We start from the raw sequence: 26000 nt of genomic DNA on the forward strand, positions 1-26000 counted from the left end.
ATGGACCGCATGTGCCGGATCGCCTTGTGCTGGATCGCCCTCGTGCTGGATCACCTCGTGCTGGATCACTCCGTGCCGAATCACCCCGTGCTGGATCGTGAGGCTCACCCGCCACGGTCCCCGGCGCCGCCTGACTTCGACGGCCTCCTGCGGACCAAACTGTTGCCTCCGCGGCTGTGGCCCGGATGCTTGGAACGTCCAGAGCTGACCAGGCTGTTGTCGGCCCGCGCCGGTCCGGGCCGGCTCACCTTCATCGAAGCGCCCGCCGGTTCGGGAAAGTCGACCACGCTCGCATTGTGGCTGCGCGCCACCGCACCCGGACCGTTCGCGTGGTACTCGGTCGACGAGTCCGACAACGACATCAGTCGGTTCTGGGCCTACGTGCTCGCGGGCCTGGCGCAAGACGCCGACCGGACGGACGCATACGACGGAACACCGGCAGTCGACGCGGTGGGCGGCCGGTCCGGCCGGCTCCTCGCCGCCCCCGGCACGAGCGTGCTGGAGGATGTCGTCCCGGCCCTGATCAACGAGCTCAGCCTGCTCAGTGCTCCGCTGACGCTGGTCCTCGACGACTACCACCTCATCACCGACCCACAGATCCATGCCACCCTCGGCTTCCTCATCGAACACCTGCCGCCGGCACTGAGCCTGATGATCAGCAGCCGCCGCGCACCACCGGCCGCATGGCCGGCCAGCCGGCTCCGCGGACAGAACATCCTCCTGGAGATCGGTGCCAAGGACCTTCGCCTGACCCGCGCCGAGGCCGCCCAGCTGCTCACCGAGGACATCGGCACCTCGCTGGCCGCCGCCGACATCGACCTGCTGTACGACCGGACCGAAGGCTGGTGCGCCGGACTCCACCTCGCCGCACTCTCCCTGCGCGGACGCCCCAACCCCCACGGCCGCATCACGGAGTTCTCCGGCACCGACCGGCACATCACCGACTACCTCATGGCCGAGGTCCTCGACCGCCAACCTCCACCGATGCGGACCTTCCTGCGGCGCACGTCGATCCTCGACCGGTTGTGCGCATCGCTCGGCGACCGCGTGACCGACAGCAACGACGCCGCGGAGCACCTGCACCAGGCGGAGCACGAGCAGCTGTTCCTGATCGCGCTGGACAACCAGCGGCTGTGGTACCGGTACCACCCTCTCCTCAGGGACGTGCTCATCCGTGGGCTGGAACAAACGGAGCCCGAGCTCATCCCGGTCCTGCATCGACGCGCAGCGGCCTGGCATCAGGATCACGGCCTGCCGATCGACGCCGTCCGGCACGCCCTTGCCGCCGGAGACGCCGGGACCATCAGCGACCTCATCACCGCCAATTACGGCCATGTGGCCAACCACGGCCAGTTGGCCACCGTGCTCGGCTGGTTCGACGCCGTCGGAGACTCGGCCGTGCGCGCTGACACCAGGCTCCTGGTGGCACGCGCCATGACCGCCATCCTTGCCGGTGATCCGAGCGACGCGGCAACCTGGATCGAGCAGGTCGACCGCACCGCAGGCGCCGACACCGACGCGCCATCGCACGCAGACCTCGACGCGAAAACTGCCCTGATCCGACAGGTCCACAGCTACTCCTGCGGCGATATCGGCCAGGCGCTGCACTGGTCGCGGCAGGCCCTCCACACGATCCGGCAGGACCAGGCCTTCTACGGCATGAGCCTCTCCACTGCGGCCGCCGTTGATTCGCGCCTCGACAACTTCGACGTAGCGATCGACGGCTATCGTCGAAGTCTCGCGCGGGCCGACGCGACCGGCCACCACCTGCTCGCCGTAAGAGCAATCGGCGGTCTGTGCAAGCTGTTCCTTCGCCGCGGCGAACCCGACGCGGCGCGCGACTGGCTCGACCGCGCGGACAACGACATCCGCTGGCGCATCCTGGACGAACACCACCTCACCCACGTCCGCCACTTCGCCCACGGCTGGCTCGATCTCGCCGAGGGCCGACCAGACATCGCCGAACCCGAACTCAGCCGCGCCTACCAACTGGTTCGCCGGGCATCGTTCCGACTCGAATACATCGAAGTGCTCACCGCGCTGGCCCGAGCCCGCGAACAGGTCGGCCGACGAAGCAACGCCGCCGAGCTACGCGCCGCCGCCAATCACATCCTGCGTACATGCCCAGATCCGGGACACCTGGTCGGCCCGCCCGCCCAGAACACGACGGTCGCCACGCAGCCAGACGTCGCCAACCCGCACCACCTCACCCAGCGAGAACTGACTGTGCTCACCAATCTGGCCGAAGGCCTCACCAACGCGCAGATCGCACAGCGGCTGCACCTCAGCGAACGCACCGTCGCAGGACACCTCCGCTCCATCTACCACAAGATCGGAGCACACAGCCGCAGCGCGGCGACCCGATACGCACTCGACAACGACCTCGCCTGACGCTCGACTCCGGCACGCGATCAACCACTGCCGCCGGACCTGCTCGCTGACATGTCCGGCCCGCTGACGGAATTCCTGCTGACGGCCAAGGACCTTGACGATTTCGTCCTCCGGTCCCAGGACATCTCAACGTGGCAGCCGCGCTCGGGAAGCCTGACCCAGCAAAACTCGGGCTCCCGGTGAGATGGGACGCTACGTTCGCGATGCTTCCTGACCCGTGCGCTCGGCGTGGATGAGCGCGTCACTGCGAATGGGCCAGGCGGTGATCCAGTCGATGAGGCCGGGATGTTCGAGGCTGGACAGCAGCCAGTCGCCGGGGAGGCCGGGCTGGCCGAGGGTCGGCACGCTGACGAGCCGCAGCCCGGCAGCGACGGCGGCGCGCATGCCGGTCAGCGAGTCCTCGAACGCCAGCCCGCGGGCCGGCGCGATCCCGAGCCGCGTGCAGGCTTGCAGGTAAAGGTCCGGCCGGGGCTTCGGGTGTTCGACCTCGTCAGCGGCGATGCTGACGCTGAACGTGTCGGCGAAGCCGCCCCGGTACAGGGCGAGGTCGAGCAGCCGGCGGGAGGAGTTGCTCGCAACGGCGACCGGCACTCTACCGGCGGCCAGCTCTACCACTGCGCGGGCGCCCGGCATGGGCTGTGCCTGGTCGGCGATCACCTCGGCGACGAGCGCTTCGAGCTCCGCACCGAGCGCCGCTGCCTGTCCGGGCTCACCGAACACCTCCTCCAGCACCGCGCCCGCCGCGGTGAGCGACTTGCCGATCAGGAGCCGTTTCTGTTCGACGCCGAACGGTAGGCCGCGGCGGGCGAACAGTGCGGTCTCCGCGACGCTCCAGCAGGGTTCGGTGTCGACGAGCAGTCCGTCGCAGTCGAACACCACCCCGTCCGGTGCCCAGGCGTCGAACACCGGGGCGTCGAGCGTGCGTGGCTCGGTCACGGGCGGCCGATCAGCAGGCGGAGCGAGCCGGCGAACTCCGGCTGGGTGCGCAGGTGGCCGTGGCGTTCGTCCCAGGCCCCGCTGTCGAGGTCGCGGCGCAGGTGTTCGACCGCGCGGGCCTCGTCGGCGTCGTCGACGAACGTCCACGCCGACTGCGACCGGCGCACCGCGGCGTCCAGGAACCGTTCGGGCCGGGCGTAGAACGCTTCGGTGAACCCGTCGACGCAGTCGATCGGCACCGCGACCTGCTGGATCTCGCAGGTCGCGCCGATGTGCGAGGCGATCAGGTCCAGCGCCGGATACCGGCGGCGTTCCGCCGCGATGAGCTCCGGTGCATACTCGGCGAGCCACAGCAGATCCAGGGCGTCGCCGTCGAAGGTGAGCACGACGACCGGCCCTCGGGCGACCCGCCGCAGCTCGCGCAGTCCGGCGACGGTGTCCGACCACTGGTGCACGGTCACGGAGGCGAGGGCGGCGTCGAAGCTGTCGTCGTCGAACGGCAGCTGTTCCGCGGTCGCGTTCAGCGCCGGTACCCGCCCGGCCGGGCGTTGCGCACGCATCGCCGCGGACGGCTCGACTGCGACGACGTACCGGCCGGAGGGTTCGTAGGAGCCGGCTCCGGCGCCGACGTTGATGATGGTGCGGGCGTCGCCGAGGGCCGCGTGGACCTGCGCCTCGATGCGCGGGTCGGTGCGGCGCTGGTTGGCGTATCCCTGGCCGTGGCGGTGGTAGTCGACGTCTCCGGCGAGCATGTGCGGGGCCTCCCGTGATAGGTCAGGGCTGCAGGCGCTGCGACCTCCAGCCGATGGGTTGGCGGTCGTACCGCAGGCGGCGGTGCAGACGGTCGACGCTGCCGTGCCAGAACTCGATGCCGGTCGGCGTGAGCCGGTATCCGGCCCAGCCGTCCGGCCGGGCGATCGGGCCGCCGGTGCTGAGCAGATCCGCTGCGCGTTGCCGCAGCGCCGCCTCATCATCGAGCGGTGCGCTCTGCCGGGACGCGGCGGTCGTGGCCTGAGCGGCGGCCGGCCGCTCGGCGAACAGCGCGTCGGACGCGGCGGCCGGCAGCTGCTGCACGGGGCCGGTGACGTGGATCTGCTGGAGCGTTTCGCGCCAGTAGAACGTCGCCGAGGCGTACGGCCGGGCAGCGAGCTCGGCGCCTTTGCGGCTACCCGTATGGGTGGTGAACACCAGGCCCTGCGGGTCGAAGTCCTTGAGCAGCACGACCCGGCTGGACGGCATGCCTGCGCTGTCGGCGGTGGCCAGCAGGATCGAATACGGCTCGCGAACCCCACGGTCGACGGCGGTGTCGAGCCAGGCGCCGAGCAGGGCGATCGGATCCGCGGGCGGGTCGTCGAACTCGGGCAGCACCAGCGAGGTGTCACCGGTCAGCGTCTCGATCGTCACACCGAACCCCCGTCCGATCATCGTCAGCCGCTCCGACCGTAACGACGACGACGGCACGGGCGCGACCCCGTTTCGCCGTACGCTCCGTCACATCGGCAACGAGCACAGCGCGGCGACGATGCCCGCGGTGGTGGTGTGCAGGGCGCCGAGCCGGCCCGCTTCCTGCAGGTGCCGGTCGTCGACGCCGGAGATGGCGTCGGCGGCGATGACGATGCGGAAGTCGCGTTCGCTGGCCTCGATGACCGCGGCGCGCGGGCAGTTGGGGAAGTTGCAGCCGGCGACCACGACGGTCGACACGTCCAGCTGCCGCAGGAAGCGCTCGAGGTCGGTGCGGTAGAACGCGCCCCACCGCGGTTTCCACATCGCCCACTCCCCCGGGCCGAGCTGCTGGAGCCCGCCGTCGAGCAGGGCGGCCGGGTCCAGGTCAGGCGCGGCCGGCGGCAGCAGCTGGGGCACGACCTGCGAGCCGGGGGTTCCCGGGCGCACGATCGGCGCGCCACCGTCGAGCAGGGTGCGCCGGGCGAGGTCGACGTCATCACCTTGGTACAGGCGCACGACGTGCACGATGGGACGGCCAGCCGCCCGGAATGCCGCCGCGATGCTTGCCACGGCGGGCACGACGGCGGCGGTACCGGGGATCGGGCTGGCGCCGCCTTCGACGAAGTCGACCTGGGTGTCGATGGTCAGCAGCGCCGCCTTGTCCCACTGCGGCCGTAGCCACGGGTCGGCGGCTGCGAGGTCCTCGCTCATGCGGCGGCGCTCACGTAGACCCAGGCCCGCACGCCGGACGCGAGGGACACCAGAATGCGGTGGTAGTCGTCGACCTCGTATCCGTCGGCGGCGACGAGCTCGTCGTCGGTCACGTCGAACACCACACCCGGGACCTGGTCGGTGTCCTCGCCGGTGGCGACGACGATCGGGTGGTGCGTCTCGCCGCTGACGGCGAGCACGTGCGGGTCGGTGATCTCCAGCAGCTGGGTCGCGTACCCGGGCAGGGCGTCGTCGCGGCCGTCGAGCTCACGGCCGAAGTTGGCCCGCTGCACCGCCGGGTCCCGCAGCGTGCCATACGAGAAGAGCAGAGGCATGACGGTGATCATCGCATCCGCCGGGACGCCACCGTGCCGAGGACGGCCGAGACGCCGCAGTCGTCAGACCTCAACGGGCCGCCGGGCGGGCGGTGCTGCGGCCGCCGCCGTTGTAGACGATGACGTCGTCGCGGGCGCCGTAGTCGCGGAACGTGGCGAGGGCCTCGGCGCGCAGGACGTCGGTGTGGACCTCGACGCCGCGGGCGTTGAGCTGTTCCTTCCAGTCGGGGCGCATCGGGCCCTCGTCGAAGCCGGTGAGGTGCTCCACCTCGTCGCCCTCGCCGGCGATGACGAGGCGGGCGACGCCGGACCACAGCACCGCGCCGTAGCACATGGCGCACGGGCGCCAGTTGACGGCGAGTTCGACGGGTCCGCGGTCGGCGCCGCCGAGGTTCCAGGTGCCGAGGTGCGCCTGGGCGAGGGACAGCGCGACGACTTCCGCGTGCATGCCGGACAGGTTGCTCGCCAGGACCAGGTTGACGCCGACGGCGATGATTTCGCCGGTACCGGCATCGGTGACCACTGCGGCGAACGGCCCGCCGGTGCCCTCACGATGATTGCGGCCGGCGAGGCGGTGCGCGACCCGCATCCGCTCCTCGACGCCCGGCAGCACCGCATCCACGGCGGCGAGTTCGTCGGCGACCCAGTCGGGCAGCTGCGCGCCGAACCTGGTGGTGGTGATCTGCATGGCAGGGCCCCGTTCTACGCGGTGAAGAAGTGGCTGAGGCCGAGGCCGCGCAGGCCGCGCCGAAACGCGACGGAGCTGCGGTCGGCGGGGATGTTGACCTCGATGCGCGGGTCGAGGGGCAGGTTCTCCGGCTGCTGCACCTCGACGATGCGCCGGTCCTCCTCGAAGATGCGCAGGTTGAAGTCGAAGATCTCCTGCGCGGGCTGGCCGGTGTTGAAGTCCTTCGCGATCGGCGCGAACATCCGCGTGCGGCGCGCCGAGACCGGCGACGCGGCGTTCATGATGCACAGCCGACCGCCGTCGGGGAAGTGCACGACCAGGGTCGCGGTGAACGGCAGGTGCAGCGCGAACCGGCGCAGCCACTGGAACCCGGGCGGCGCCGAGTTCGGCACGCCGTGCGGGACGTTGGGCACGGTGGACCAGTAGTCGACGGTGAACCCGTCGGCGGTGGTGACCGGGTTGTACGCGGGGACCTCGACGTTGTCCGGGTCGCCGAACGTGTCGAGGTGCACGAACCCGAAGTGCGCCACGTCCAGGAAGCCTTCGACCTGCCGGCCGGCGAACGCGGCCACGTCGAACGGCGGGCAGGTCACCCGCTGGAAGCCGGGCTCGTCCCAGCCGGGCATCGGCGGCACACCGTCGCCGGAGCCGGCCAGGCTCGTCCAGATCAGGCCATAGCGTTCGACGACCGGATACGTGCGCAGGGTCAGCCTGGCCGGGATCTTCGCCGCCGGGTGCGCCGGGACCGCGACGCACGCACCACCGGACCCGAAGCGAAGCCCGTGATAGGCGCAGGCGATGCCGGTACCGTCGCCGACGCCGAACGACAACGGCACCCCTCGGTGCGGGCAGAGATCATCGGCCACGACCACGGTGTCACCGGCGCGGTAGACGACAAGTTGCGCGTCGAGCAGCGTCGCCGCGACCGGAGCGTCGCCGACGTCGGCGCAGCGGGCGACGGGATACCAGCCACGGGCGAGGATGGCCCAGTCCGCGGGCTCGAAGGTGCAGTTGCGGGGCAGCACACCGGCGGCAGGGCGCGCCGGGACGGCGTCGACGACGGTCATGGCAAGAGCTCCAGCAGGGTACGGAGGGCAGGGTGGACCGCGGTTCAGTGCTGCGGTTGCCAGCCGTGCGCGACCCGGCCACGGGTCCACGCGCTCTGGTGGGTGCGGCGGCGCACATCGGTCACCCGCACGCACCTCCTCGACACCTCGTCCCAGCCCATGCTCCGCGCGCAGCGTTTCACCGACGTTTCCACGGTGTTGGATCCTGTACGCAGGCGCCGGCGCTCACAGCGGCCGCATCCGGTTCGGGAGGTCTTGGTTGCACAGGCGAACCCGGAACGGCACACCGCGGACACCCCGTTGCGGTGCGGTACACGCATGTCCGCCACAGGAGTGCAGGTGATCACGCCGATGGCGGACCCGCGCCGGCACGCGAGCATGCCCTGGGCGCAGGCGTACGCCACGGCGTGGCAGGTCGCGCTGCCGCTCGCGCCGGTGTCGCTGCCGGTCGGCGACGCGGTGCGGCACCTGCTCGCGGCCTCGGTCGAGGCGCGAACGGCGGCGCCGGCCTTCGACGCCGCAGCGATGGACGGCTACGCCGTCGCCGGGACCGGACCGTGGCGGGTCGTCGGCCGGACGCTCGCCGGTGATCCGGGGCCGGTGCCACCGCTCGGTCGCGAGGACGCGGTCGAGATCGCCACCGGCGCCCGGGTCCCGGCCGGCGCCGAGGCGGTCCTGCCGTACGAGGACTGTCACCGGTGCGGCGACACCGTCTCCGGAACGCGGACCACCCGAACCCACATCCGCCGAGCCGGTGAGGACACCGCACCCGGCGATCTCCTGGTGCGCGCCGGGCGGGTGTTCACGGCGACGGCTGCGGCAGCGGCCGCTCAGGTCGGCGTCGAGCGGGTCCTGGTGCATCCCCGGCCCGGCGTCGACGTGCTCGTCACCGGCGACGAGGTGGTCCTGCGCGGCGAGCCCGGACCGGGGCAGGTCCGGGACGTGTTCGCGCCGCTCGTCACGGCGATCACCGAACGTGCGGGCGGACGGCTGCGCACGTACCGCCGCATCGACGACGACCCGACCGCGTTGCGGACGGCGATCGACGCCGCGGAGGCTCCGGTACTGGTCGTCACCGGCTCGTCGTCCGTCGGCGTCGCCGACCACCTCCACGACGTCCTCGGCGAACGGTCGGCGACCTGGCACGTCGACGGGGTGGCGTGCCGGCCGGGCCATCCGCAGGCCCTTGCCCGCACGGCCGACGGGCGGTGGATCGTGGGCCTGCCCGGCAACCCGTTCGCCGGGCTGGTCGCCGCGCTCACTCTGCTCGAGCCGCTGTTGGACGCGCTCGCCGGCCACCGCCGCCGCCCGCTGCCGGTCACCCCGGTCACCGGCACGGCCAAGCTGTTCCCCGGCGGATGCCGGATAGTGCCGGTCGAAACGTTCGACGACGGTGCCCGCATCGTGCCCGGCGCCCGGTCGGGCAGCCTGCGCGCCGCCGCCTCAGCCGACGCGCTCGCCGTGCTCGACGCCGGCTGGACCACCGACACGGCGGCGCCGTTGCTGCGCCTCCCGTAGTCCGCCGACACGTTCGGACTGAGAGGACCCGGTCGAACTTCACCCCCTGAGCCGGTCTTCGCATCGTCTCTCTATCAGTGCTAGAGTCCCTCTATCACTGGTAGAGAGAGGGAGTCGACGATGACCAACAAGCACTCGTTCCGCGGCCTGCTGCACCGGGCGACACACCGTGTTCCCGGAGTCCCTGCACATGCCGAGCGGCCGGCCGGACACCAGGGCACGGCGGTCCACGGCCACGCGCAGCGGCGCCGCGGCGGCCCTCACCCTTCGCTGAACCACTCGTCGGCCCGCCCTCCCCGGTTCATGCCGGCCTGGCAGCGGCGGATCGCGGCGCTCTTCGGCCGGGAACAGTGATGCAGGCGGCGGTGCCGCACGGGCAGGTCGTGGTGCCGTGACCGCCGGCGCCGGCCGGGGCCCGGCTGTCTCGTTGCGCTCCGTGCGGAAGGTCTTCGGCAGCGGGTCCGGCGAGATCGAGGCGCTGCGCTCGGTGGACGCCGACTTCGGCCGTGGCACGTTCACCGCCGTGATGGGGCCGTCCGGCTCCGGCAAGTCGACGCTGCTGCAGGTCGCAGCCGGCCTCGACCGGCCCACCGCCGGGGAGGTACTGCTCGCCGGGCACGACCTGGCCAAGCTCAGCGAGACGAAGCTGACCCTGCTGCGCCGCGACCGCATCGGCTTCGTCTTCCAGTCCTTCAACCTGCTGCCGTCGCTGACCGCCGAGCTCAACGTCGGCCTGCCGCTGCGGCTTGCTGGGCGCAAGCCGCAGCGGGCGGCGGTCCTCGACGCGCTCGGCGCGGTCGGGCTGGCGGACCGCGCCGGGCACCGCCCCGCGCAGCTCTCCGGCGGCCAGCAGCAGCGGGTCGCCATCGCCCGGGCCCTCATCGCCCGGCCCGAGGTGGTCTTCGCCGACGAGCCCACCGGCGCGCTCGACTCGGCTGCGGGCCGGCAGGTGCTCGGCATCCTGCGCGACCTCGTCGACCGGGAGCGGCTCACCGTCGTCATGGTCACCCACGACCCGCTCGCCGCGTCCTTCTCCGACCGCGTGCTGTTCCTCGCCGACGGTCAGGTCACCGGCGACCTCACCGAGCCCACCGCCGAGGCGGTCGCCGCCCGCATGACCGGCCTGGAGCGCAGCGGAGGGACCGGGCATCAGGGGCTCAGCCCTATGGGCATGCGCCCGGAACGAAGTGAGGACGCATGACCGGTCTGGAGCGCAGCGGAGGGACCGGGCATCAAGGGGTCAGCCCTATGGGCATGCGCCCGGAACGAAGTGAGGACGCATGACCGGCCTGGAGCGCAGCGGAGGGACCGGGCATCAGGGGCTCAGCCCTAAGGTCATGCGCCCGGAACGAAGTGAGGACGCATGACCGGCCTGGAGGCGCCGTCGTGATCACCATTGCCTGGCAGACCGTCCGGGCGCGGACGGGCAGTTTCGTCGGCAGCTTCGTCACGCTCGCGTTCGGCGTCGCACTGCTGACCGCGTCGGCGCTGTCCGCGCTCAGCGCGCTCGGCACCGGCGACGGCCGTGCCGCCTGGCTCGCCCGGGCCGACGTGGTCGTCGCCGGCGCCGCCTCGGCCACCCTCACCGCCGACGACGCCGGCGAGCCGCACGGCGTCGGCACCGGGCCGCCCGGCGTCGCGGACACCGTCGAGTCCCGGGCGCTGCCGGCTGACCTGCCCCGGCGGCTGTCCACCGTGGACGGTGATCTCGTCGTCGACCACGCCGGCTACGCCACCGTCACGGGCGAGACCGGCGACCGGATCCACCCCTGGTCGATCGCGGCCCTGCACCGCTCCACCTGGGCCGCCGACGGACCCCCGGCCGGGCCGGACAGCATCGTGCTCACCTCACCCGCCGCCCACCGGGTCGGTGACCGGATCACCGCGCAGACCGCGGCCGGCCCCCGCGACTTCGTGGTCAGCGGCGTGCTCGACACGACCGCGCCGGCCGCCTTCTACACCACCGACGCCGTCGCCGCCGAGCTCGCCGGCGACCGGATCGCCGCGATCGCGCTCACCGCCCACCCGGGCACCACCGCGGCCGCGCTGGCCGCGCAGGTACGCGCCGCCGCCGGCGGGGACGTGCGCGTGCTCAGCGGCGCGGACCGGGTCGAGGCGGCCCCGGACCCCGACTATCAGCTGCGCGCGGCCGCGCTCATCGTGCTGGGCAACAGCGCCGGCATCGGCCTGGTCGTCGCCGCGTTCATCGTCGCGTCGACGTTCGCCTACGCCGTCGCCACCCGGCGGCGCGAGTTCGGGCTGCTGCGCTCGGCCGGGGCCACACCCCGCCAGGTCCGCCGGCTCGTGCTCGGCGAGGCGATGACCGTGGCCGTCGTCGCCTGCCTGGCCGGCGCCGCCCTCGGCTACGCCGTCGCCGCGCCGTTCGCCCGTTGGCTCGGCACCGTCGGCCTCGCCCCGCCCGGGTACACCGCCCGGTTCATCTGGTGGGCGGTGGCCGCGGCGATCGGCGTGGGCATGCTGGTCGCACTCGTCGCCGCGTGGCTGTCGGCCCGGCGGGCGGGGCGGATCAGGCCGATTGAGGCGCTGCGGGAGGCCGCCGTCGACCAGCGCGCGATGACGGCCGGCCGGTGGATCGCCGGCCTGCTCGCCGTCGGTGGCGCCGTGCCGCTGGCCGTCGCCTTCTCCACATCGGACACTGCCACCCTCACGGGGTACTTCTTCCTCGTGGTGCTGCTGCTCATCACCGGCTGCGCCATCCTCTCCCCGGTGCTGCTGCGGCCGCTCGTCTGGCTGCTGACTGCCCCCGCCGGCGGCGTGACCGGGACCCTGGTGCGGCACAGCACGCTGACCGCGATGCGGCGTACCGCGGCCACCGTCGCGCCGATCGTCGTCACCATCGGCCTGGCGGCCGGGGCCCTCGCGGGCGAGTCCACCATCATCGAGACCGGACGGGCCGCCGCGGAGCACCGCATCGTCGCCCCGGCCCTCGTCACCGGGCCGGTCTCCGAACGGACCGTGGCCGCGGTGGCTCGGGCGCCGGGGATCCGGGCCGGCGTCGCCGTCACCGACCGGCCCGTGTACGTGTACGGACCCAATCCCCCGTACGACTGGACCGGCCGCTACGTCGACGGCCCGGCCCTGTCCCGGGTCGTGCACCTGCCGGTCGTCGCCGGCAGCCTCGACGACCTCACCGGCACCGACACGGTCGCGGTGCCCGCCGGCCGCTGGCGGCTCGGCGACACGCTGCGCATCGCGCTGGCCGACTCCACCGCGGTGTCGCTCCGCGTGGTGGCGATCGTCGACGACCAGATCGACCTGGCCCGGATGCTGCTGCTGCCGGCCGCCCTGCTCACCGGCCACACCGGCGCGCCGCTCGCCGACCTCGTCTACCTCGACCTCGAGCCGGGTGCCGACACCGGCCCGGCGGCGGCCGCAGCCACGGCGGGCGGCGGGACGCTGGTGCCGACCGCGCAGTTCCACGCGGTCCTCGACGACGAGGGCGACCGGCTCAACACCCTGGCCACCGTCGCACTGCTCGGGATGGCCCTGCTGTACACCGCCATCGGCATCGCCAACACACTGCTCATGGCGACCAGCGGCCGGGCGCGTGACGTGGCGGTGTTGCGGCTGTCGGGGGCGACGCCCGGCCAGGTGCTGCGCATGATCTGCGCGGAGGCCGTGCTCGTCACCGCGCTCGGGGCGGTGTTGGCCGTGGTCGCGGTGGTGCCCGCGGTCGCCGGGCTGGTGCTCGCGCTGCGCGGCAGGAATCCGGAGGTGCTCATCGTGGTGCCGTGGTGGCCGGTGACCGCGATCGCCGGCACCTGCCTCGTCATCGCGCTGGCCGCAAGCCTGGTCCCGGCGGGCGTACTGGTACGCCGGCGCCCCGCCGACCTGGCGGGCACCTGGGAGTAGCGCCGCCCATGGCGGTATGACCCGGTCAGATGCCGTCGGCCAGCGTCCAGCGCTGGTCGGCGGGGTCGCTGATGACCACGGCCGGCGCGCCGTCCGCCGGCGGCACGACCCACACGCCCGCAGCCACGGCCCGGCGCAGCACGGCGACGGACTCCACACACTCCAGCAACAGCAACGGATCCGTCGCGGCGGCGCGACGCTCGGCGCCCCAGCCGGTCGCGGGCAGGTCGCTGTCCCACGCGCAGATCGTGCGCGCCGAGCCGGTGCCGCCCACGACCAGCTCGGCGCGCACGATCTGCCCGTCAACCAGGCACTCGTGCTGCAACTCGATCGCGTCGAACACATCGCGGTAGAACGTCATCGCCGACGCGGCGCCATTCACCGTCAGCCAGGCTTCTGACGCTGGACCAGTCCGCCCGGTAACCGAATCGGGCTGGGCGAGCTCGGCTGTTACGGTCCGATCGTGGATGAGGACGCGTTCTGGACGCTCATCGCGGAGTGCCGACAGGACGGCAAAGGCGACACCGAGCTTGTCTCGCGCATGCTTTTCCGCCGTCTCCGCGCACTCAAGGCAACCGAGGTCATCGGCTTCGTCCGGCGCTGGGAACAAGCACGGTCGCGCCTGTACTCGTGGCCGGTGACCGACGCGGCCTGCCTGCTGCTCGGCCCGGTGGACGAGGAGGACCTGGGCCATGTTCAAGATTGGGTCATCTCGCACGGCCGCGCCGTGGCTGAGCGGGTCGCCCGGGATCCGGACAGCCTCGCGGACCTCGGCGCGGATGCGCGCAACGCCCGCGCGTCGTGGTTCGCGGAGTTCATCACGGAGGCGCAGGTCGTGGTCAGCGGCACCTGGCCGACCGGCTATGACCCTGACGGGCCGGATGATCTGCTCGGTGAGCGCATCGACCTCGGCGACTCGGCTGCCGTCCGCCGGACGTATCCCAGGCTCGCCGCGTTCCGGCGTGATCACCCCGAACTCGGTCGCCCAGAGCTTCGTTGATTGACTTGTCGCAAGGCTTGACGCACCATGTTGAGACAAGCATTGAGACAAGACGTGCGACATCGGAGGCGTCATGCCGAAGGAAACGGTGCCGGATGGTGGCCTGTCGGTGCGTCCGGCGGACCTTGAGCACACCCGCGTATGGCTGGTCGAGCACGGCATGGCCGGCGTCGGGCCGACGCCGCTGCTGGCGACGCGGCTGGCGGTCCGGCGACGCACGCGGCTGGCCGCCTCCGTCCTGGTCACCGTGTTCATCTGCACCGCCGCACTTATCTACGTCAACGACCGGCCCGCCAGCGCTGCGGTTGACGGGCTCGGGTCGGCCCGGCGTTGGTCGCTGCTGGCGTTGACCGCGCTGGTGATCGGGTTGGTACTGGCTCAGTCCCTGCTGGACTGGTGGGTGCGACGGGCAGACCGGCGGGCCGCCGCGACGCTGCCGCGACGGGCCGCGCACCCGGTCCGGCTCGGCTGGCGCACCGTGCTCGGCTGGCCGCGTGCCGTGTTCGCGGCCACCACGTTCGCGGGTGCGACAGCGCTGGCGCTCGCCGCCTTCACCGTGCGGGACTCCAGCGCGAGGTACTCGGCGGTTGTCCTGCTCATCGGGCTGTGCGGGGTCGCGGCCGGCATGCTCGTCCAGCTGCACCACATCCTGACGCACCCGGTCGTGGCGGACGACGAGGTCTCGCTGAACGCCGACGCCATCATGCGGACCGACGACGCCCGCGACGTCGCCGTGCCGACCATGGTGTGGTTGCTGCCGGTCATTTCGGTGTTCGACACCCCGCTCGCCAGGTGGCACACCGCCTGGATGGCCTTCATCGCCCTCAGCGTCGTCGCGCTGATCCTGGTCAACGCATGGACCGCGCGGCGCGGTGGCAAGGCACGCCGCGAGCGTCCGGTGACCTGAATGCTCGTCATCGAGTCGGCCTCGCCGATCCCGCCGTTCGAACAGCTCCGGGCCCAGCTCGCCCGGCAGATCCAGGACCGCACGCTGGCCGTGGGCACCCGGCTGCCGACCATCCGCCGCCTGGCCGCGGACCTCGGCCTGGCCGTCAACACCGTCGGCCGGGCCTACCGGGAGCTGGAGGAGGCGGGGTTGATCGAGACCCGCGGATCGGCCGGTTCGTTCGTGTCCGCAGCGGGCGAGCAGGGACGCGAACGGGCCCGCCGCGCCGCCGCCGAGTACGCCGCCGTCATCGCCAGCATCGGCCTCGACACCAACGAGGCCATCCGCATCGTCCAAGCGGCGCTCACCACGGGCATCGCACCATCGCCTTCACCATGACGAATCGGTTCCAAGGCCACGATTTCTCTACCCGTTGTCAGGCGGCGGCGCTGCCTTGCGGGCGGCCCACAGGTCTTCCACGGGCCATCGTCTGGCCCAGTCGGCGGTCGCTACGTCGTAGTACTCGTGCGTCTGGGCGTCGTCCGGGGCGTACAACTCGTGGAGCGCCTCGACCACGAACCCGTTGGCGGCCAGGATACGAATCCACTCGCCATGGCCGGGATGGAACTCGACCCCACCGCCCGACCACTGCACCCGGTGCATTCCACGCTGCGGGCGCATCAGCGACTGCACCGCGTACCCTTCCTCGTCCGGCAGGCACAGCGTCACGAGGACGCTGCTGGTAAGGAACACCAGGCGTCCGCCCGGTCGTAGCAGTCGCGCCGCCTCGGCCACCCAGCGGTTCGGGTCGCACCAGAGGCTGGCGCCATACTCTGACACCGCCAGATCGAAGCTGGGCCGGGGTCACATCGACGCCGACCGGGCGGGCGCCGCGGCGGGCCAGCCAAGCGGAGAAGTACGCGGTGCCGCAACCCAACTCGACCACGTCCAGGCCTGCGACATCGCCAAGGACTCCGAGCCGGCTTTCGGGTACGTCGAACAGCCCCCAGGTGATCTCATCACTGGCCCAGGCGCGGACGGCTTGCGCGTCGGTGAACTCGGCGTTCGATCGCGTCCAGACCGCCCGATTGCGTGCCGCGTCGTCGTCGATGACCGACATCGCCCAACCTCCCACCGCGCACAACGGATCCGAACGCACACTATCCGCCGGCCGCGATCCGATCCCGTGGTTATCGGTCAGGTGGTGTCGGCCGGGAGTCAGGTGGTGTCGGCCGGGAGCGTCTTCATCGTCACGTAGCTGCTCACCGCGGCCACGCCGGGCAGGTTGGCCAGGCGGTTGGCGTGGAAGTGCTCGTAGGCGGAAAGGTCGGCGACCTCGACGTGGAGCAGGTAGTCGTAGTTGCCGGTGACGTGGTGGGTGTGCACCACCTCGGGCAGCCGGACGACCGCCCGCTCGAACGCGGCCACGTCCGCGCGGGCGTGGCGCACCAGCCTGACACCGACGAAGACGCGCAGGCTGCGCCCGACCGCGGCGGGGTCGATCAGCGCCCGGTAGCCGCGGATCACCCCGGTCTCCTCCAGCCTGCGCACGCGCCGCAGGCACGGCGACGGTGACAGGCCGACCCGCACGGCCAGGTCGGCGTTGTTGATCCGGCCGTCCTTCTCGAGCACGGCCAGTATCGCGCGATCAATGTCGTCCACGTTGGCAGATTATTGCGTCACGAGGCCCTGTACCACTCCGGCTGACTCGAGCCGGAGCGCTATTTGCTGCCAAAGTTGCCCGGATCGGCGGGCGGAAGCGGCGCCGGCGGCCATGCTTTGGGGCGCAACACCAGAGGTGCACCGGAAGGGGAGCCATGTCGGGCAGCAGCACGGTCGCGATCCACGCCGACCGCGACGTCCAGCCCAGCCGCGCGGTGGCGCCGCCGATCTACCAGACGGCGGCGTTCTGGGCCGAGGACGCCGAGCAGTTCGCGCACGCCGCTGTCGAGCCGCGCGGCAAGGACTTCTACACCCGGTACGGGAACCCGAACCACGCCCAGGTCGCCGCCGTGGTCGCGGAGCTGGAGCACACCGAGGCGGCGATGGTCACCGCGTCCGGGATGGCCGCGCTCACCACGGCCGTCCTCGCGCTGGTGTCCGCCGGTGACCACGTGATCGGGCAGCGGTCCACCTACGGCGGCACGGCGTCGGTGCTGCTGAACCTGCTGCCGCGGCTGGGCGTGTCGACGACCCAGGTGGACCAGACCGACCCGGCGGCGTTCGAGCGGGCCCTGACCCCGCGGACCCGGGTGCTGCTGCTGGAGTCGCCGAGCAACCCGCTGTTGCAGGTCACGGACCTGCGCGCGGTCTCAGCGCTGGCCCGCGCGCACGGGGTGCTGACCCTGGCCGACAACACGTTCGCGACCCCGTTGAACCAGCGGCCGGCCGACCTCGGCATTGACCTGGTCTGGCACAGCGCCACCAAGTACCTCAACGGCCACTCCGACGTGTCCGCAGGAGTCCTCGCCGGGCCGGCGGAGCTCCTGGACCGGATCTGGGACGTCGCCCTGCTCACCGGCGCCACGCTCGGCCCGTTCGACGCGTGGCTGCTGCTGCGCGGGCTGCGGACCCTGCCGCTGCGCATGGCCCGGCACAACGCCAACGGCCAGGCACTCGCGGAGGCGCTGACAGACCATCCAGCCGTGGCCCGGGTGCACTACCCCGGCCTGCCGAGCCACCCGCAGCACGCGCTGGCCGGCAGTCAGATGAGCGGTTTCGGCGGGGTGCTCGCCGTTGAGCTCACCGGCGGTTTCGCGGCGGCCGACGCGTTCCTGGGCCGGCTGCGGTACGCCCGCAGGTCGGCCAGCCTCGGCGGCGTGGAATCCCTGGCCGTGCATCCGGCCGCCATGTGGCGCGGAATGCTCAGCGAGGAACAGCTCGCCGCGTCCGGGGTCGCACCGGGCCTGGTCCGGCTGGCCGCCGGCACGGAGGACACCGCCGACCTGGTCGCCGACGTGCTCACCGCCCTGCACTGAACAAACCCCAAAGAGCCTTGCGCTGAACCCCAAAGAGCCTGCGCTGAACAAACCCCCAACAACGTTCGTGGAGGAGTGCACCCGATGAGGATGCTTGTCACCGGCGGCGCCGTGGTCAGCATGGACCCGGCGGTCGGCGATCTCGACCGCGGCGACGTGCTGCTCGAGGACGGCGTGATCGTCCAAGTGGCCGAGCGGATCGACGCACCGGACGCCGAGGTGATCGACGCGACCGACCGGATCGTGCTGCCCGGCCTCGTCGACACCCACCGGCACACCTGGCAGACCGCGTTCCGCGGCGTCGGCGCGGACTGGACGTTCGCGCAGTACCTGGTGGCGGTGCACGGCACATTGAAGCCGCACTACCGGCCCGAGGACGTCTACCTGGGCAACCTGCTCGGCCGGCTGGAGGCCCTGCACTCCGGTGTCACGACGATGCTGGACTGGTTCCACTGCGGGCAGAGCCCAGCACACGCCGACGCCGCCGTCGCAGCGTTGCGGGACGCGCCCGGACGGTCGGTCTTCTGCTACGGCGCCGGGTTCCGCACCACCGACCCGATCGACGCCGAGGTCCGCCGCGTCCGGTCCGCGCTTCCCGGCGACGGCCTGCTCACCATGGCGCTTGGGCTGCGCGGGCCGGAAATGACCACAATGGACACGGTGGCCCAGGACCTGAAACTGGCGGCCGATCTGGGGCTGCGGACCAGCGTGCACATCGAGTCCGGCGGCGCCGGCGGCCGGCCGATCGCCGAGCTCCTCGAGCACGGCCTGCTGTCGGACACCACCACCTTCGTGCACGCCAACGGCATCGACGACGACCAGCTGCGGATGCTCGCCCATGCCGGCAGTTCGGTGTCGATCAGCCCGGCGGTCGAGCTGACGATGGGCATCGGCTGGCCGGAGACCGGCCGGATGCTCGCCGCCGGCCTGCGCCCGTCACTGTCCACCGACGACGCTCCCTCCGCCGGCGGCGACATGTTCGCCACCATGCGCACCGCCTACACGGTGCAACGCGGCCTGGACGGCGGCCTGAACGCCCGCGACGTGCTGGCGTTCGCCACCGTCGACGGTGCCCGGGCCTGTGGGCTCGCCGCCCGGACGGGCAGCATCACGCCTGGCAAGGACGCCGACCTGATCCTGTTGCGGGCCGACGACCTGACCGTGTTTCCGGCCAACAACCCGGCCGGCACGATCGTCACCGCCGGCCATCCCGGTCTGGTCGACACGGTGCTCGTCGCCGGCCGCGTGGTCAAACGCGACGGGCGGCTGGTAGACGTGGACCTGCCGGCGCTGAAGGCCCGGCTGGTGGAGTCACGCAACCGGATCGCCGCGGCGGCCGGCGTCGCACTCGACGGCACCTGGCATCCCCGGCCGGCATCGGCGTAGCCACGGGCGAAGGCGCGTCAGGCCCCGAAGACCTTGCGCTGGCACTCGTCGACGTGGACCTGCTGCTCGTCCGACGGCAGGCTGTTGAACGCCAGGAACCCGTTGTCCTCCCAGGCGTCGATCCCGGCGGCGCGGATGCAGGTCACCCAGTCGCGCAGCTTGTCGCCGTAGGCCGGGTCGAGGCGCTTGGACCGCTGCCACGGCGTCTCCGGTTCGAGGTTCGCACATGCCTCGAACGCCGCCTTCGCCGCCGGATCCGGGTTGTCGGAGAGCCGTTTGTAGTCCTTCTCCGGCACGCCGTGCTCGTCCAGGCAGCGTTTCCACGTCGCCCACAGCCGGTCCTCCTCCTCGTTGGTCATGTCGGAACGCACGATCGGCCGCTCGTTCGCGGCGGCGGCCGCCGACTGCGAGGACGGCTGGGCGGTGCCGCCGGCGACCGTCGCGACCTTCGGGGCGGTGGCGTCCGGCTGGTCCGAGCAGGCGGTGAGCGCGGCGAACGCGAGGAGGAGCAGCAGCACGGGGGTGGACTTTCGCATGGGTTCAGCTTTCCGGATCATTGTCGGGAACCTGTAGGGATCAGGCGGCACTGAGCGCGGCGGTCGGGGTGAGGCGCGCGGCCCGCACCGACGGGTAGACGCCGGCGAGCATCCCGACGACGACCGCCCCGCCGACCCCGCCGGCCACGGCCTCGGCCGGGATGACGACGGGCCAGGCGTGCCACGCGGCGTACGCGGCGGTGCCGAGCGCGCCGAGGACGGACCCGGCGACCCCGCCGAGCGCGGACAGGGCAACGGCCTCGGTCAGGAACTGTCCCCGGATCTGCCGGCGGGTCGCGCCGAGGGCCCGCCGCAACCCGATCTCGGCGCGGCGCTCCATCACCGACACGACCATCGTGTTGGCGATGCCGACCCCGCCGACGAGCAACGCGACCAGGGCCAGGCCGACGAACAGCGCGGAGAACGTCGCCTCGGCGGCCCGCTTCGCGGCGAGGGCGTCCGACGGGCGGCTCACCACCACCCCGGCGGGGCGCTGCGGGTCGACGGTCGCCGGCAGGACCGCCCGGACCGCCTCGACCGAGGCCTCCAGGGCGCGGACGTACAGGACGGTCGGATGGCCGTCGAAGCCGAGCTCGGCCGCGGCGGTGTCCCAGCCGACGAGGACCGACCGGTCGATCTCCGGGGTGAGCGGCGTGCGGGCGAGGATACCCACGACCGTGAACCACCGGTCCGCGACGACGACCTGCGGCGGCCGGCCACCCGCCGGCAACGCCGGAATCCCGAGCCGGGCGGCGGCCACCGACCCGAGGACCACCGTCGGGAACCCTTCGTTGACGAACTGCCCGGCGGCGAGGCGGGCGTCGAGGACCTCGAGGAGACCGGGCCGGCCGGCGAGGACGGTGAGGCCCAGGTTGTCGCGGGGGTCGGTGAGGTCGTTGCGGCGCACCGTCGTGTGGGTGTTCGCGACCACGCCGACCGCGGTCACCGGGCCGATCCGGCGGACCATCGCGGCCGACTCCTTCGGCAGCCGCGGCGGCTCGTCCGGTTCGGCGGCGTTCCTGGGTGCGGGCACGACCTGCAGCATGTTCGTGCCGAGGGCGGCGAGCTCGGCGGTGAGCGCACGCTGGCTGGAGGCGGGGATGCCGGTGACGACGACGGTCGTGGCGATGCCGAGGGCGACGCCGAGCGCGGACAGCGCCGCCCGGAACCGGCGGATGCGCAGGCCGAGCAGTCCAAGGGTCAGGATGTCCCGCGGGCCGAGGCGGACCGGGGCCGTCACCGTGCACCCGCCGCGGGTACCGCGGACGTGTCGGCGACCACGCGGCCGTCGCGGATCTCGACGCGGCGGGGTAGCCGGGCGGCGATGTCGCGGTCGTGGGTGATGACGGCGATGGTGGTGCCGTCGGCGTGCAGCCGCAGCAGCAGCTCCAGGACCGCCTCGCCGGTGGCCGTGTCGAGGGCTCCGGTCGGCTCGTCGGCGAGGACGACCGCCGGGTCGTTGACGAGGGCGCGGGCGATCGCGACCCGCTGCCGTTCGCCGCCGGACAGCTGGTGCGGACGGTGACCGGTGCGGTGGCCGAGCCCGACCCGGCCGAGGGCCTCCAGGGCCCGGGATTGGCGGTGCCGGCGCGGCACCCCGGCGTAGAGCAGGCCGGTCGCGACGTTCTCGGCGGCGGTCAGCCCGTCGGTGAGGTGGCTGCGCTGGAACACGAAGCCGAGCGACCGGGCCCGCAGCGCCGACAGCCGCCGGTCGCCGAGGGCCGCGACGTCGTGCCCCTCGATCAGGACCGCGCCGGACGTCGGGCGGTCGAGGGTACCCATGATGTGCAGCAGCGTGGACTTGCCGGACCCGGACGGGCCGACGATCGCGAGGAGCTCCCCCGCGGCGACGTCGAGGCTGACCCGGTCGAGGGCGACGACCCCGCCCGGGTACCGCATGCTGGCGGCGCGCACGGAGAGGACGGGGCCGGTCATGAGGACGTCACCACCGTCGCGCCCGCGGTCAGGCCGGCGCCGGTGACCTCGACCATCCCCTTGGCGAACAGGCCCGTCGTGACCGGCAGGAGCCGCCCGTCGGGGAGCTGCAGCGCGTACCCGCCCTCGCTGAGCGCGACGAGCGCCCCGACGGGCACGGCCAGGACGCCGGTACGGGTCTGCCCGGCCACCTCGACCCGCACGTCGGCGGCGTCGAGCCGGTCGACGGCGGCGGGGTCGTCGAGGGTCACGGTGACGGTGAGGCGGGCCTGCTGGTCACCGTCGGTGGCAGTGGCGGACCGGCCGACCGTGGCGACCTTGCCGGGCACCGCCGTGCCGTCCGGCAGCCGCACCGTCACGGCGTCCCCGGCGGTCATCCCGCCGGCGTCGGTGAGGGCGGCCTGCGCAGTGACGACCTTCGCCGTCGGGGTCACCGACAGCAGCGGCCCGGTCGCAGCGTCGCCGGCCTGCCCGGTGACGGCGTCGACCCGGACCGGCGCGGGCAGCACGACGAGGTCACCGACGTCGAGGCGGCCGTCGGCGGGCATCCCCCGGTCGCGCTGCCAGGCCTTGACCGCGGTGATGAGCGCGGCGGTGAGCACGCCGTCACCGTCGCGGACGGTCATGCGGACCGGCGGCCCGGACGCGGCCGTGCCGGGTCCCTGGCTCGCCGCGGCCCCTGTGCGGACGCCGCTCTGCGTGACGACCGTGCCGGTTTTCGGCTGGCTGCCGGTGGTGTATCCGAGCGCCTTGAGGTTCGCCGCGACCACGGCCACGTCCCGCCCGACCGTGTTGGGTTCGTGCAGGGGGCGGTACATGGGGACACCACCGAGGAACAGGACCACCGGTTCGTCGTCGACCCGCAGCAGCACGTCACCGCGACCGATCGACGTCCCGGGGGCGGGCAGCCACGTGACGACCCCGGCGCCGGCGCCCTTGACCGGCTGGGCCGCGCCGAACCCGAGCTGCCCCCGCAGCGTGTGGCTCGCCGACAGGTCGGTCCGCACCACCTCGACGGTCTTCACCGCGACCTCGTCGTCACCGGGTGCGACGGCGCCGCGAGCGTGCCACACCCACGCACCCGCCGTGACGGCGAGCGCACCGGCCGCGACGGCGACCGTCCAGCGCCTCTGCAGAGTCCATGCCATGACGGCAAGCCTGGCCGCCGAATGTCGGGAACCGGTCGGGTCACGCTGCCGGACTTCGGACCCTTTTCGCAGGTGGCGCGGCGTCTATAGTCGGCGGCGTGACCGCGCACGTACTGGTGGCCGAGGACGACCCGCACCACGCGGAGATCCTGCGCCGCTACCTGGAAGCCGAAGGCCACCGGGCGTCCGTCGTGCACGACGGGCAGGCCGCGCTGGAGCACGTCCGCCGGGAACGGCCCGACCTGCTGCTGCTCGACGTGATGATGCCGCGCCTGGACGGGCTCGACGTGTGCCGGATCGTGCGGCGGGAGTCGGCGCTGCCGGTGCTGATGCTGACGGCCCGGTCCGGTGAGGACGACCTGCTGCTCGGGCTGGACCTGGGCGCCGACGACTACGTGACGAAGCCGTACAGCCCGCGGGAGCTGATGGCCCGCGTCCGCACCCTGCTGCGCCGCACCGGCCAGGAGACGCTGCTGCGGTTCGGCCCCGTCCTCGTCGACCCGGAACGGCACACGGTGACCGTCGCCGGCGAGCCCGTCGACTGCACCCCGGCGGAGTTCGCGATCCTCACCGCGATGGCCCGCCACCCCGGCCGGGTCTTCTCCCGGGCGCAGCTGCTCGAACACGCCGGCGGCCACGACCGCGAGTCGACCGACCGGGCCGTCGACACCCACGTCATGAACCTCCGGCGGAAGATCGAACCGGACCCCCGCCGCCCGTCGCACCTGCTGTCGGTGTACGGGGTCGGCTACAAGCTGCTGGCATGAAGGTCCCGGCGCATCGCAGTCTCGTCGTCAGGCTCCTTGCCACGTCGACCGTCATCGTCATCTGCGCGATCGCGGCGACGGCGTGGCTGACGGTCCGCATCACCACGCGGGACGTCGTGCAGGAGCCCGGCCGTACCCTGTCCGCCGACACCGACGTCTACGACGCGTTCATCGCCCACGCCGCGACCCACCCCACCTGGGACGGCGCCGCGGACACCGTGCGGCGGCTGGCGTCGCTCACCGGCCGGCGGATCGCCCTCGCCACCCAGGACCGGCAGGTCATCGCCGACTCCTCCCCCGGCGTGCCGCTGGAGCACGTGCGGCCGTCCGCGCTCGTCGACCCGCTGCACCTCGACGCGGCACTCGCCCGCAACAGCGGCGGGCGCATCGATGCGCGGGTCGTCGGCCCGTATCGCATCAGCGCCGGCGAACGCGAATACCTGCGGCTGATCGCGGGGTCCGAGGTGCAGTGCTTCCGCGAGGCACGGGTCGCGGCGGAGGTGGTCGAGACGCCGAGCGGCCGCCCGACGGTCCGGCTGCTCAGCGCCGACGACTCCACCGGCTGCCGCCCGTCGAAGCTGGAACTGCCGGTGGAGTCGGAGAAGGTACCCCTCGCGCAGCTCGGCCGGCAGGTCAGCGAGTGCGCGGGGATACCGGTCTCGGTGACGCCGACGTTCGCGCTGCGGTTCACCGGCCCGGCCGAGACGCCGCTGCGCTGCCTCGAGGACAGCCGCCGCGACCAGCTGCGTCCCTACGTGGCCCCGCCGGCGCTGCTGTTCATCACCGGCCCGCCGCGGCTCGCCGACCCGCCGACGGTCAGCCTGTCCCGGGCGAACACCACCCAGGTCGTCGCGATGACCCTGGTTGTGCTGGCGGTCGCGTGCACCGCGACGGTCCTCGCCGGGCGGCGCCTGGTGCGGCCGCTGCGGCTGCTCACCGCCGCGGCCAGCTCCCCCGCCGACCAGCACGGCCGTGTCGACGTCGGCAGCCGCGACGAGATCGGCCACCTCGCCGACGCGTTCAACGACCTCGCCGAACGCCGCTCGCAGCTGGAACGGCAGCGCAAGGCCATGGTCAACGACGTCGCGCACGAACTGCGGACCCCGCTGACGAACATCCGCACCTGGCTGGAGGCCGTCCGCGACGGGGTCACCGCCCCCGACGCGGCCGTGCTGGACCTGCTCGTGGAGGAGTCGGTGCTGCTGCAGCACATCATCGACGACCTGCGCGACCTCGCCGCCGCCGACGCCGGGAACCTGCGCGTCCACCCGGAGCCGACGTACGTCGAGGACATCCTCAACCAGGTCGTCGAGGCGCACCGGGGCGCCGCCGACGCCGGTGGGGTCACGTGCGTGCTCGACGCGGTCGGTGACCCGGTCCTGCGGGTCGACCCGGTCCGGTTGCGGCAGCTCGTCGGGAACCTGCTCACCAACGCGATCCGGCACACCCCGCCGGGCGGGACGGTGACGGTGCGGTCCCGGCTCACCGCCGGCGCCCTGACCGTCGACGTCACCGACGACGGCGCCGGGATCGCGCCCGCCGACCTGCCGCGCGTCTTCGACCGGTTCTGGCGCGCGGACGGCTCCCGCAGCCGCACGACCGGCGGCAGCGGGCTGGGGCTGCCGATCGCCCGGCAGCTCGCCCGCGCCCACGGTGGCGACGTCACCGTCACCAGTACCCCTGGTGAGGGCTCGACGTTCGCTGTCAGGCTCCCGAGGTCGCCGTAGACCGCCGGTCAGGTGGTGGCCGCGGCGTTGACCGCGGCGCCCGCGATGACGACCTCGAGGCAGTCGTTGAACAGGTCGTCGACGGTGCGGCCGGGGCTGAAGTAGTCGGTGATCGCGGCCACGAGGGTCGGGTACTGCCCGGTGAAGGTGGCCATGTCGAAGTCCTTCAGCGCCGCCGCGTCCGGGCGGGGCGCCTGCTCTTCCAGGACGTGGCCGACCGTGAAACGCTCGACGGTCAGGACGATCACGCGGGCCTGCCGCAGCGAGACGCCACGCGCCACCAGGGTGCTCATCGCCAGTTCGGAGATCGCCGCCATGGTCACGGACAGCTGGGCGGCGGAGATGACCCGAGCGCCGTCCGGGTGGGCGAGCAGCGCTCGGCGCAGCCGCCCGGCCAGGCCGCTCAACCAGTCCTGCCAGTCCTGATCCGGCTCGGGCGGTGCCATGTCGCCGAACTCCTGGCCGAGGATCGCGTCGGCGATCGCGGTGACCAGCGCCGCCTTGTTCGGCACATGCCAATACAGGGTCGGCGACTGCACACCGAGCCGCGCGGCGAGCTTGCGCGTCGTCACGCCGTCGAGACCCTCGGCGTCCAGCAGGGCGACGGCCTCGGCGACGATCCGCTGCCGGTCTAACGCCATGGTGGTACCTCCCACCGACACTCTATCAGTGCTA

The 26000-nt window shown here is 72.8% G+C and carries 27 protein-coding genes; 12 read left to right on the top strand and 15 right to left on the bottom strand.

The window, feature by feature from the left end:
- Positions 1-189 precede the first annotated feature (189 nt).
- On the top strand, positions 190-2391 hold the full coding sequence (locus tag AB0K00_RS27195; RefSeq protein WP_363525259.1) for a LuxR C-terminal-related transcriptional regulator: 2202 nt from the start codon (positions 190-192) through the stop codon (positions 2389-2391).
- A gap of 192 nt (positions 2392-2583) precedes the next feature.
- On the opposite strand, the gene AB0K00_RS27200 is transcribed toward AB0K00_RS27195, so the two are convergent.
- From AB0K00_RS27200 to AB0K00_RS27230, 7 genes are all read right to left on the bottom strand, one after another.
- Complete coding sequence (locus tag AB0K00_RS27200; RefSeq protein WP_363525262.1) at positions 2584-3327, bottom strand: HAD family phosphatase; 744 nt, start codon at positions 3325-3327, stop codon at positions 2584-2586.
- On the bottom strand, positions 3324-4079 hold the full coding sequence (locus AB0K00_RS27205) for a class I SAM-dependent methyltransferase (protein ID WP_363525265.1): 756 nt from the start codon (positions 4077-4079) through the stop codon (positions 3324-3326). Before AB0K00_RS27205 ends, AB0K00_RS27200 begins: the two co-directional genes overlap by 4 nt.
- 22 nt (positions 4080-4101) lie before the next feature.
- Entirely contained in the window at positions 4102-4731 is a 630-nt protein-coding gene (gene phzG, locus AB0K00_RS27210; RefSeq protein ID WP_363525268.1) for a phenazine biosynthesis FMN-dependent oxidase PhzG, read from the bottom strand.
- An 87-nt stretch (positions 4732-4818) separates the two neighbouring features.
- Positions 4819-5481, bottom strand: a complete 663-nt coding sequence (locus AB0K00_RS27215; protein ID WP_363525271.1) for an isochorismatase family cysteine hydrolase — start codon at positions 5479-5481, stop codon at positions 4819-4821.
- Positions 5478-5816 (bottom strand): gamma-glutamylcyclotransferase family protein, encoded by a 339-nt coding sequence (locus AB0K00_RS27220; RefSeq protein ID WP_363525273.1) that lies wholly within the window; start codon positions 5814-5816, stop codon positions 5478-5480. Before AB0K00_RS27220 ends, AB0K00_RS27215 begins: the two co-directional genes overlap by 4 nt.
- Before the next feature lie 70 nt (positions 5817-5886).
- Positions 5887-6504, bottom strand: a complete 618-nt coding sequence (locus AB0K00_RS27225) for a nucleoside deaminase (RefSeq protein ID WP_363525276.1) — start codon at positions 6502-6504, stop codon at positions 5887-5889.
- Positions 6505-6518: 14 nt separating this feature from the next.
- Positions 6519-7571 (bottom strand): aromatic ring-hydroxylating dioxygenase subunit alpha, encoded by a 1053-nt coding sequence (locus AB0K00_RS27230; protein WP_363525279.1) that lies wholly within the window; start codon positions 7569-7571, stop codon positions 6519-6521.
- Between the two features lie 318 nt (positions 7572-7889).
- On the opposite strand from AB0K00_RS27230, the gene AB0K00_RS27235 reads away from it, so the two are divergent.
- The 4 genes from AB0K00_RS27235 (at position 7890) to AB0K00_RS27250 (ending at position 12962) form a co-directional block, all read left to right on the top strand.
- Positions 7890-9089: a molybdopterin-binding protein gene (locus AB0K00_RS27235; RefSeq protein WP_363525282.1), complete on the top strand. Its 1200-nt coding sequence runs from the start codon at positions 7890-7892 to the stop codon at positions 9087-9089.
- A gap of 120 nt (positions 9090-9209) precedes the next feature.
- Positions 9210-9443, top strand: a complete 234-nt coding sequence (locus AB0K00_RS27240) for a hypothetical protein (protein WP_363525284.1) — start codon at positions 9210-9212, stop codon at positions 9441-9443.
- An 82-nt stretch (positions 9444-9525) separates the two neighbouring features.
- On the top strand, positions 9526-10290 hold the full coding sequence (locus AB0K00_RS27245) for an ABC transporter ATP-binding protein (RefSeq protein ID WP_363525286.1): 765 nt from the start codon (positions 9526-9528) through the stop codon (positions 10288-10290).
- A 185-nt stretch (positions 10291-10475) separates the two neighbouring features.
- Complete coding sequence (locus AB0K00_RS27250) at positions 10476-12962, top strand: ABC transporter permease (RefSeq protein WP_363525289.1); 2487 nt, start codon at positions 10476-10478, stop codon at positions 12960-12962.
- A gap of 25 nt (positions 12963-12987) precedes the next feature.
- Here the strand turns inward: AB0K00_RS27250 and AB0K00_RS27255 are convergent, their stop codons facing one another.
- Entirely contained in the window at positions 12988-13344 is a 357-nt protein-coding gene (locus tag AB0K00_RS27255) for a glyoxalase (RefSeq protein ID WP_363525291.1), read from the bottom strand.
- A gap of 81 nt (positions 13345-13425) precedes the next feature.
- Here AB0K00_RS27255 and AB0K00_RS27260 point away from each other — a divergent pair, with 81 nt between their 5' ends.
- From AB0K00_RS27260 to AB0K00_RS27270, 3 genes are all read left to right on the top strand, one after another.
- Positions 13426-13962, top strand: coding sequence for a DUF4240 domain-containing protein (locus AB0K00_RS27260; RefSeq protein WP_363525294.1), 537 nt, complete (start codon positions 13426-13428; stop codon positions 13960-13962).
- Between the two features lie 73 nt (positions 13963-14035).
- Entirely contained in the window at positions 14036-14869 is an 834-nt protein-coding gene (locus AB0K00_RS27265) for a hypothetical protein (RefSeq protein ID WP_363525297.1), read from the top strand.
- Positions 14870-15247, top strand: coding sequence for a GntR family transcriptional regulator (locus tag AB0K00_RS27270; RefSeq protein ID WP_363525300.1), 378 nt, complete (start codon positions 14870-14872; stop codon positions 15245-15247).
- A gap of 27 nt (positions 15248-15274) precedes the next feature.
- Here AB0K00_RS27270 and AB0K00_RS27275 read toward each other — a convergent pair whose 3' ends face one another.
- Both AB0K00_RS27275 and AB0K00_RS27280 read right to left on the bottom strand, forming a co-directional pair.
- The gene (locus AB0K00_RS27275; protein WP_363525303.1) at positions 15275-15688 is read right to left on the bottom strand and encodes a hypothetical protein; all 414 of its coding nucleotides are present in this window, start codon (positions 15686-15688) and stop codon (positions 15275-15277) included.
- 378 nt (positions 15689-16066) lie between these two features.
- Positions 16067-16510, bottom strand: a complete 444-nt coding sequence (locus tag AB0K00_RS27280; protein WP_363525306.1) for an Lrp/AsnC family transcriptional regulator — start codon at positions 16508-16510, stop codon at positions 16067-16069.
- Positions 16511-16665: 155 nt separating this feature from the next.
- Here AB0K00_RS27280 and AB0K00_RS27285 point away from each other — a divergent pair, with 155 nt between their 5' ends.
- Together AB0K00_RS27285 and AB0K00_RS27290 are read left to right on the top strand one after the other, a co-directional pair.
- The gene (locus AB0K00_RS27285) at positions 16666-17826 is read left to right on the top strand and encodes an aminotransferase class I/II-fold pyridoxal phosphate-dependent enzyme (RefSeq protein WP_363525309.1); all 1161 of its coding nucleotides are present in this window, start codon (positions 16666-16668) and stop codon (positions 17824-17826) included.
- 84 nt (positions 17827-17910) lie between these two features.
- Positions 17911-19212: an amidohydrolase family protein gene (locus AB0K00_RS27290; RefSeq protein WP_363525312.1), complete on the top strand. Its 1302-nt coding sequence runs from the start codon at positions 17911-17913 to the stop codon at positions 19210-19212.
- Between the two features lie 17 nt (positions 19213-19229).
- On the opposite strand, the gene AB0K00_RS27295 is transcribed toward AB0K00_RS27290, so the two are convergent.
- Genes AB0K00_RS27295 through AB0K00_RS27310 form a run of 4 tightly spaced genes read right to left on the bottom strand, consistent with a single transcriptional unit; the run spans position 19230 to position 22831 of the window.
- Entirely contained in the window at positions 19230-19748 is a 519-nt protein-coding gene (locus tag AB0K00_RS27295; RefSeq protein WP_363525314.1) for a hypothetical protein, read from the bottom strand.
- A gap of 40 nt (positions 19749-19788) precedes the next feature.
- A complete protein-coding gene (locus tag AB0K00_RS27300) occupies positions 19789-20988 on the bottom strand; it encodes an ABC transporter permease (protein ID WP_363525317.1) in 1200 nt (399 codons plus the stop codon).
- Entirely contained in the window at positions 20985-21683 is a 699-nt protein-coding gene (locus tag AB0K00_RS27305) for an ABC transporter ATP-binding protein (protein ID WP_363525319.1), read from the bottom strand. Before AB0K00_RS27305 ends, AB0K00_RS27300 begins: the two co-directional genes overlap by 4 nt.
- Positions 21680-22831, bottom strand: a complete 1152-nt coding sequence (locus AB0K00_RS27310; protein WP_363525321.1) for an efflux RND transporter periplasmic adaptor subunit — start codon at positions 22829-22831, stop codon at positions 21680-21682. Before AB0K00_RS27310 ends, AB0K00_RS27305 begins: the two co-directional genes overlap by 4 nt.
- A gap of 98 nt (positions 22832-22929) precedes the next feature.
- On the opposite strand from AB0K00_RS27310, the gene AB0K00_RS27315 reads away from it, so the two are divergent.
- Positions 22930-23598 carry a response regulator transcription factor gene (locus AB0K00_RS27315; protein WP_363525324.1) on the top strand — a complete coding sequence of 223 codons (669 nt, stop codon included), beginning with the start codon at positions 22930-22932 and terminating at the stop codon, positions 23596-23598.
- On the top strand, positions 23595-25325 hold the full coding sequence (locus tag AB0K00_RS27320; protein WP_363525327.1) for a HAMP domain-containing sensor histidine kinase: 1731 nt from the start codon (positions 23595-23597) through the stop codon (positions 25323-25325). The genes AB0K00_RS27315 and AB0K00_RS27320 overlap by 4 nt, the downstream gene beginning before the upstream one ends.
- Before the next feature lie 8 nt (positions 25326-25333).
- Here the strand turns inward: AB0K00_RS27320 and AB0K00_RS27325 are convergent, their stop codons facing one another.
- Positions 25334-25966: a TetR/AcrR family transcriptional regulator C-terminal domain-containing protein gene (locus tag AB0K00_RS27325; RefSeq protein WP_363525329.1), complete on the bottom strand. Its 633-nt coding sequence runs from the start codon at positions 25964-25966 to the stop codon at positions 25334-25336.
- Between the last annotated feature and the right edge of the window lie 34 nt (positions 25967-26000).

The sequence above is a fragment of the Dactylosporangium sp. NPDC049525 genome (assembly GCF_040676755.1).
Taxonomy (GTDB): domain Bacteria; phylum Actinomycetota; class Actinomycetes; order Mycobacteriales; family Micromonosporaceae; genus Dactylosporangium.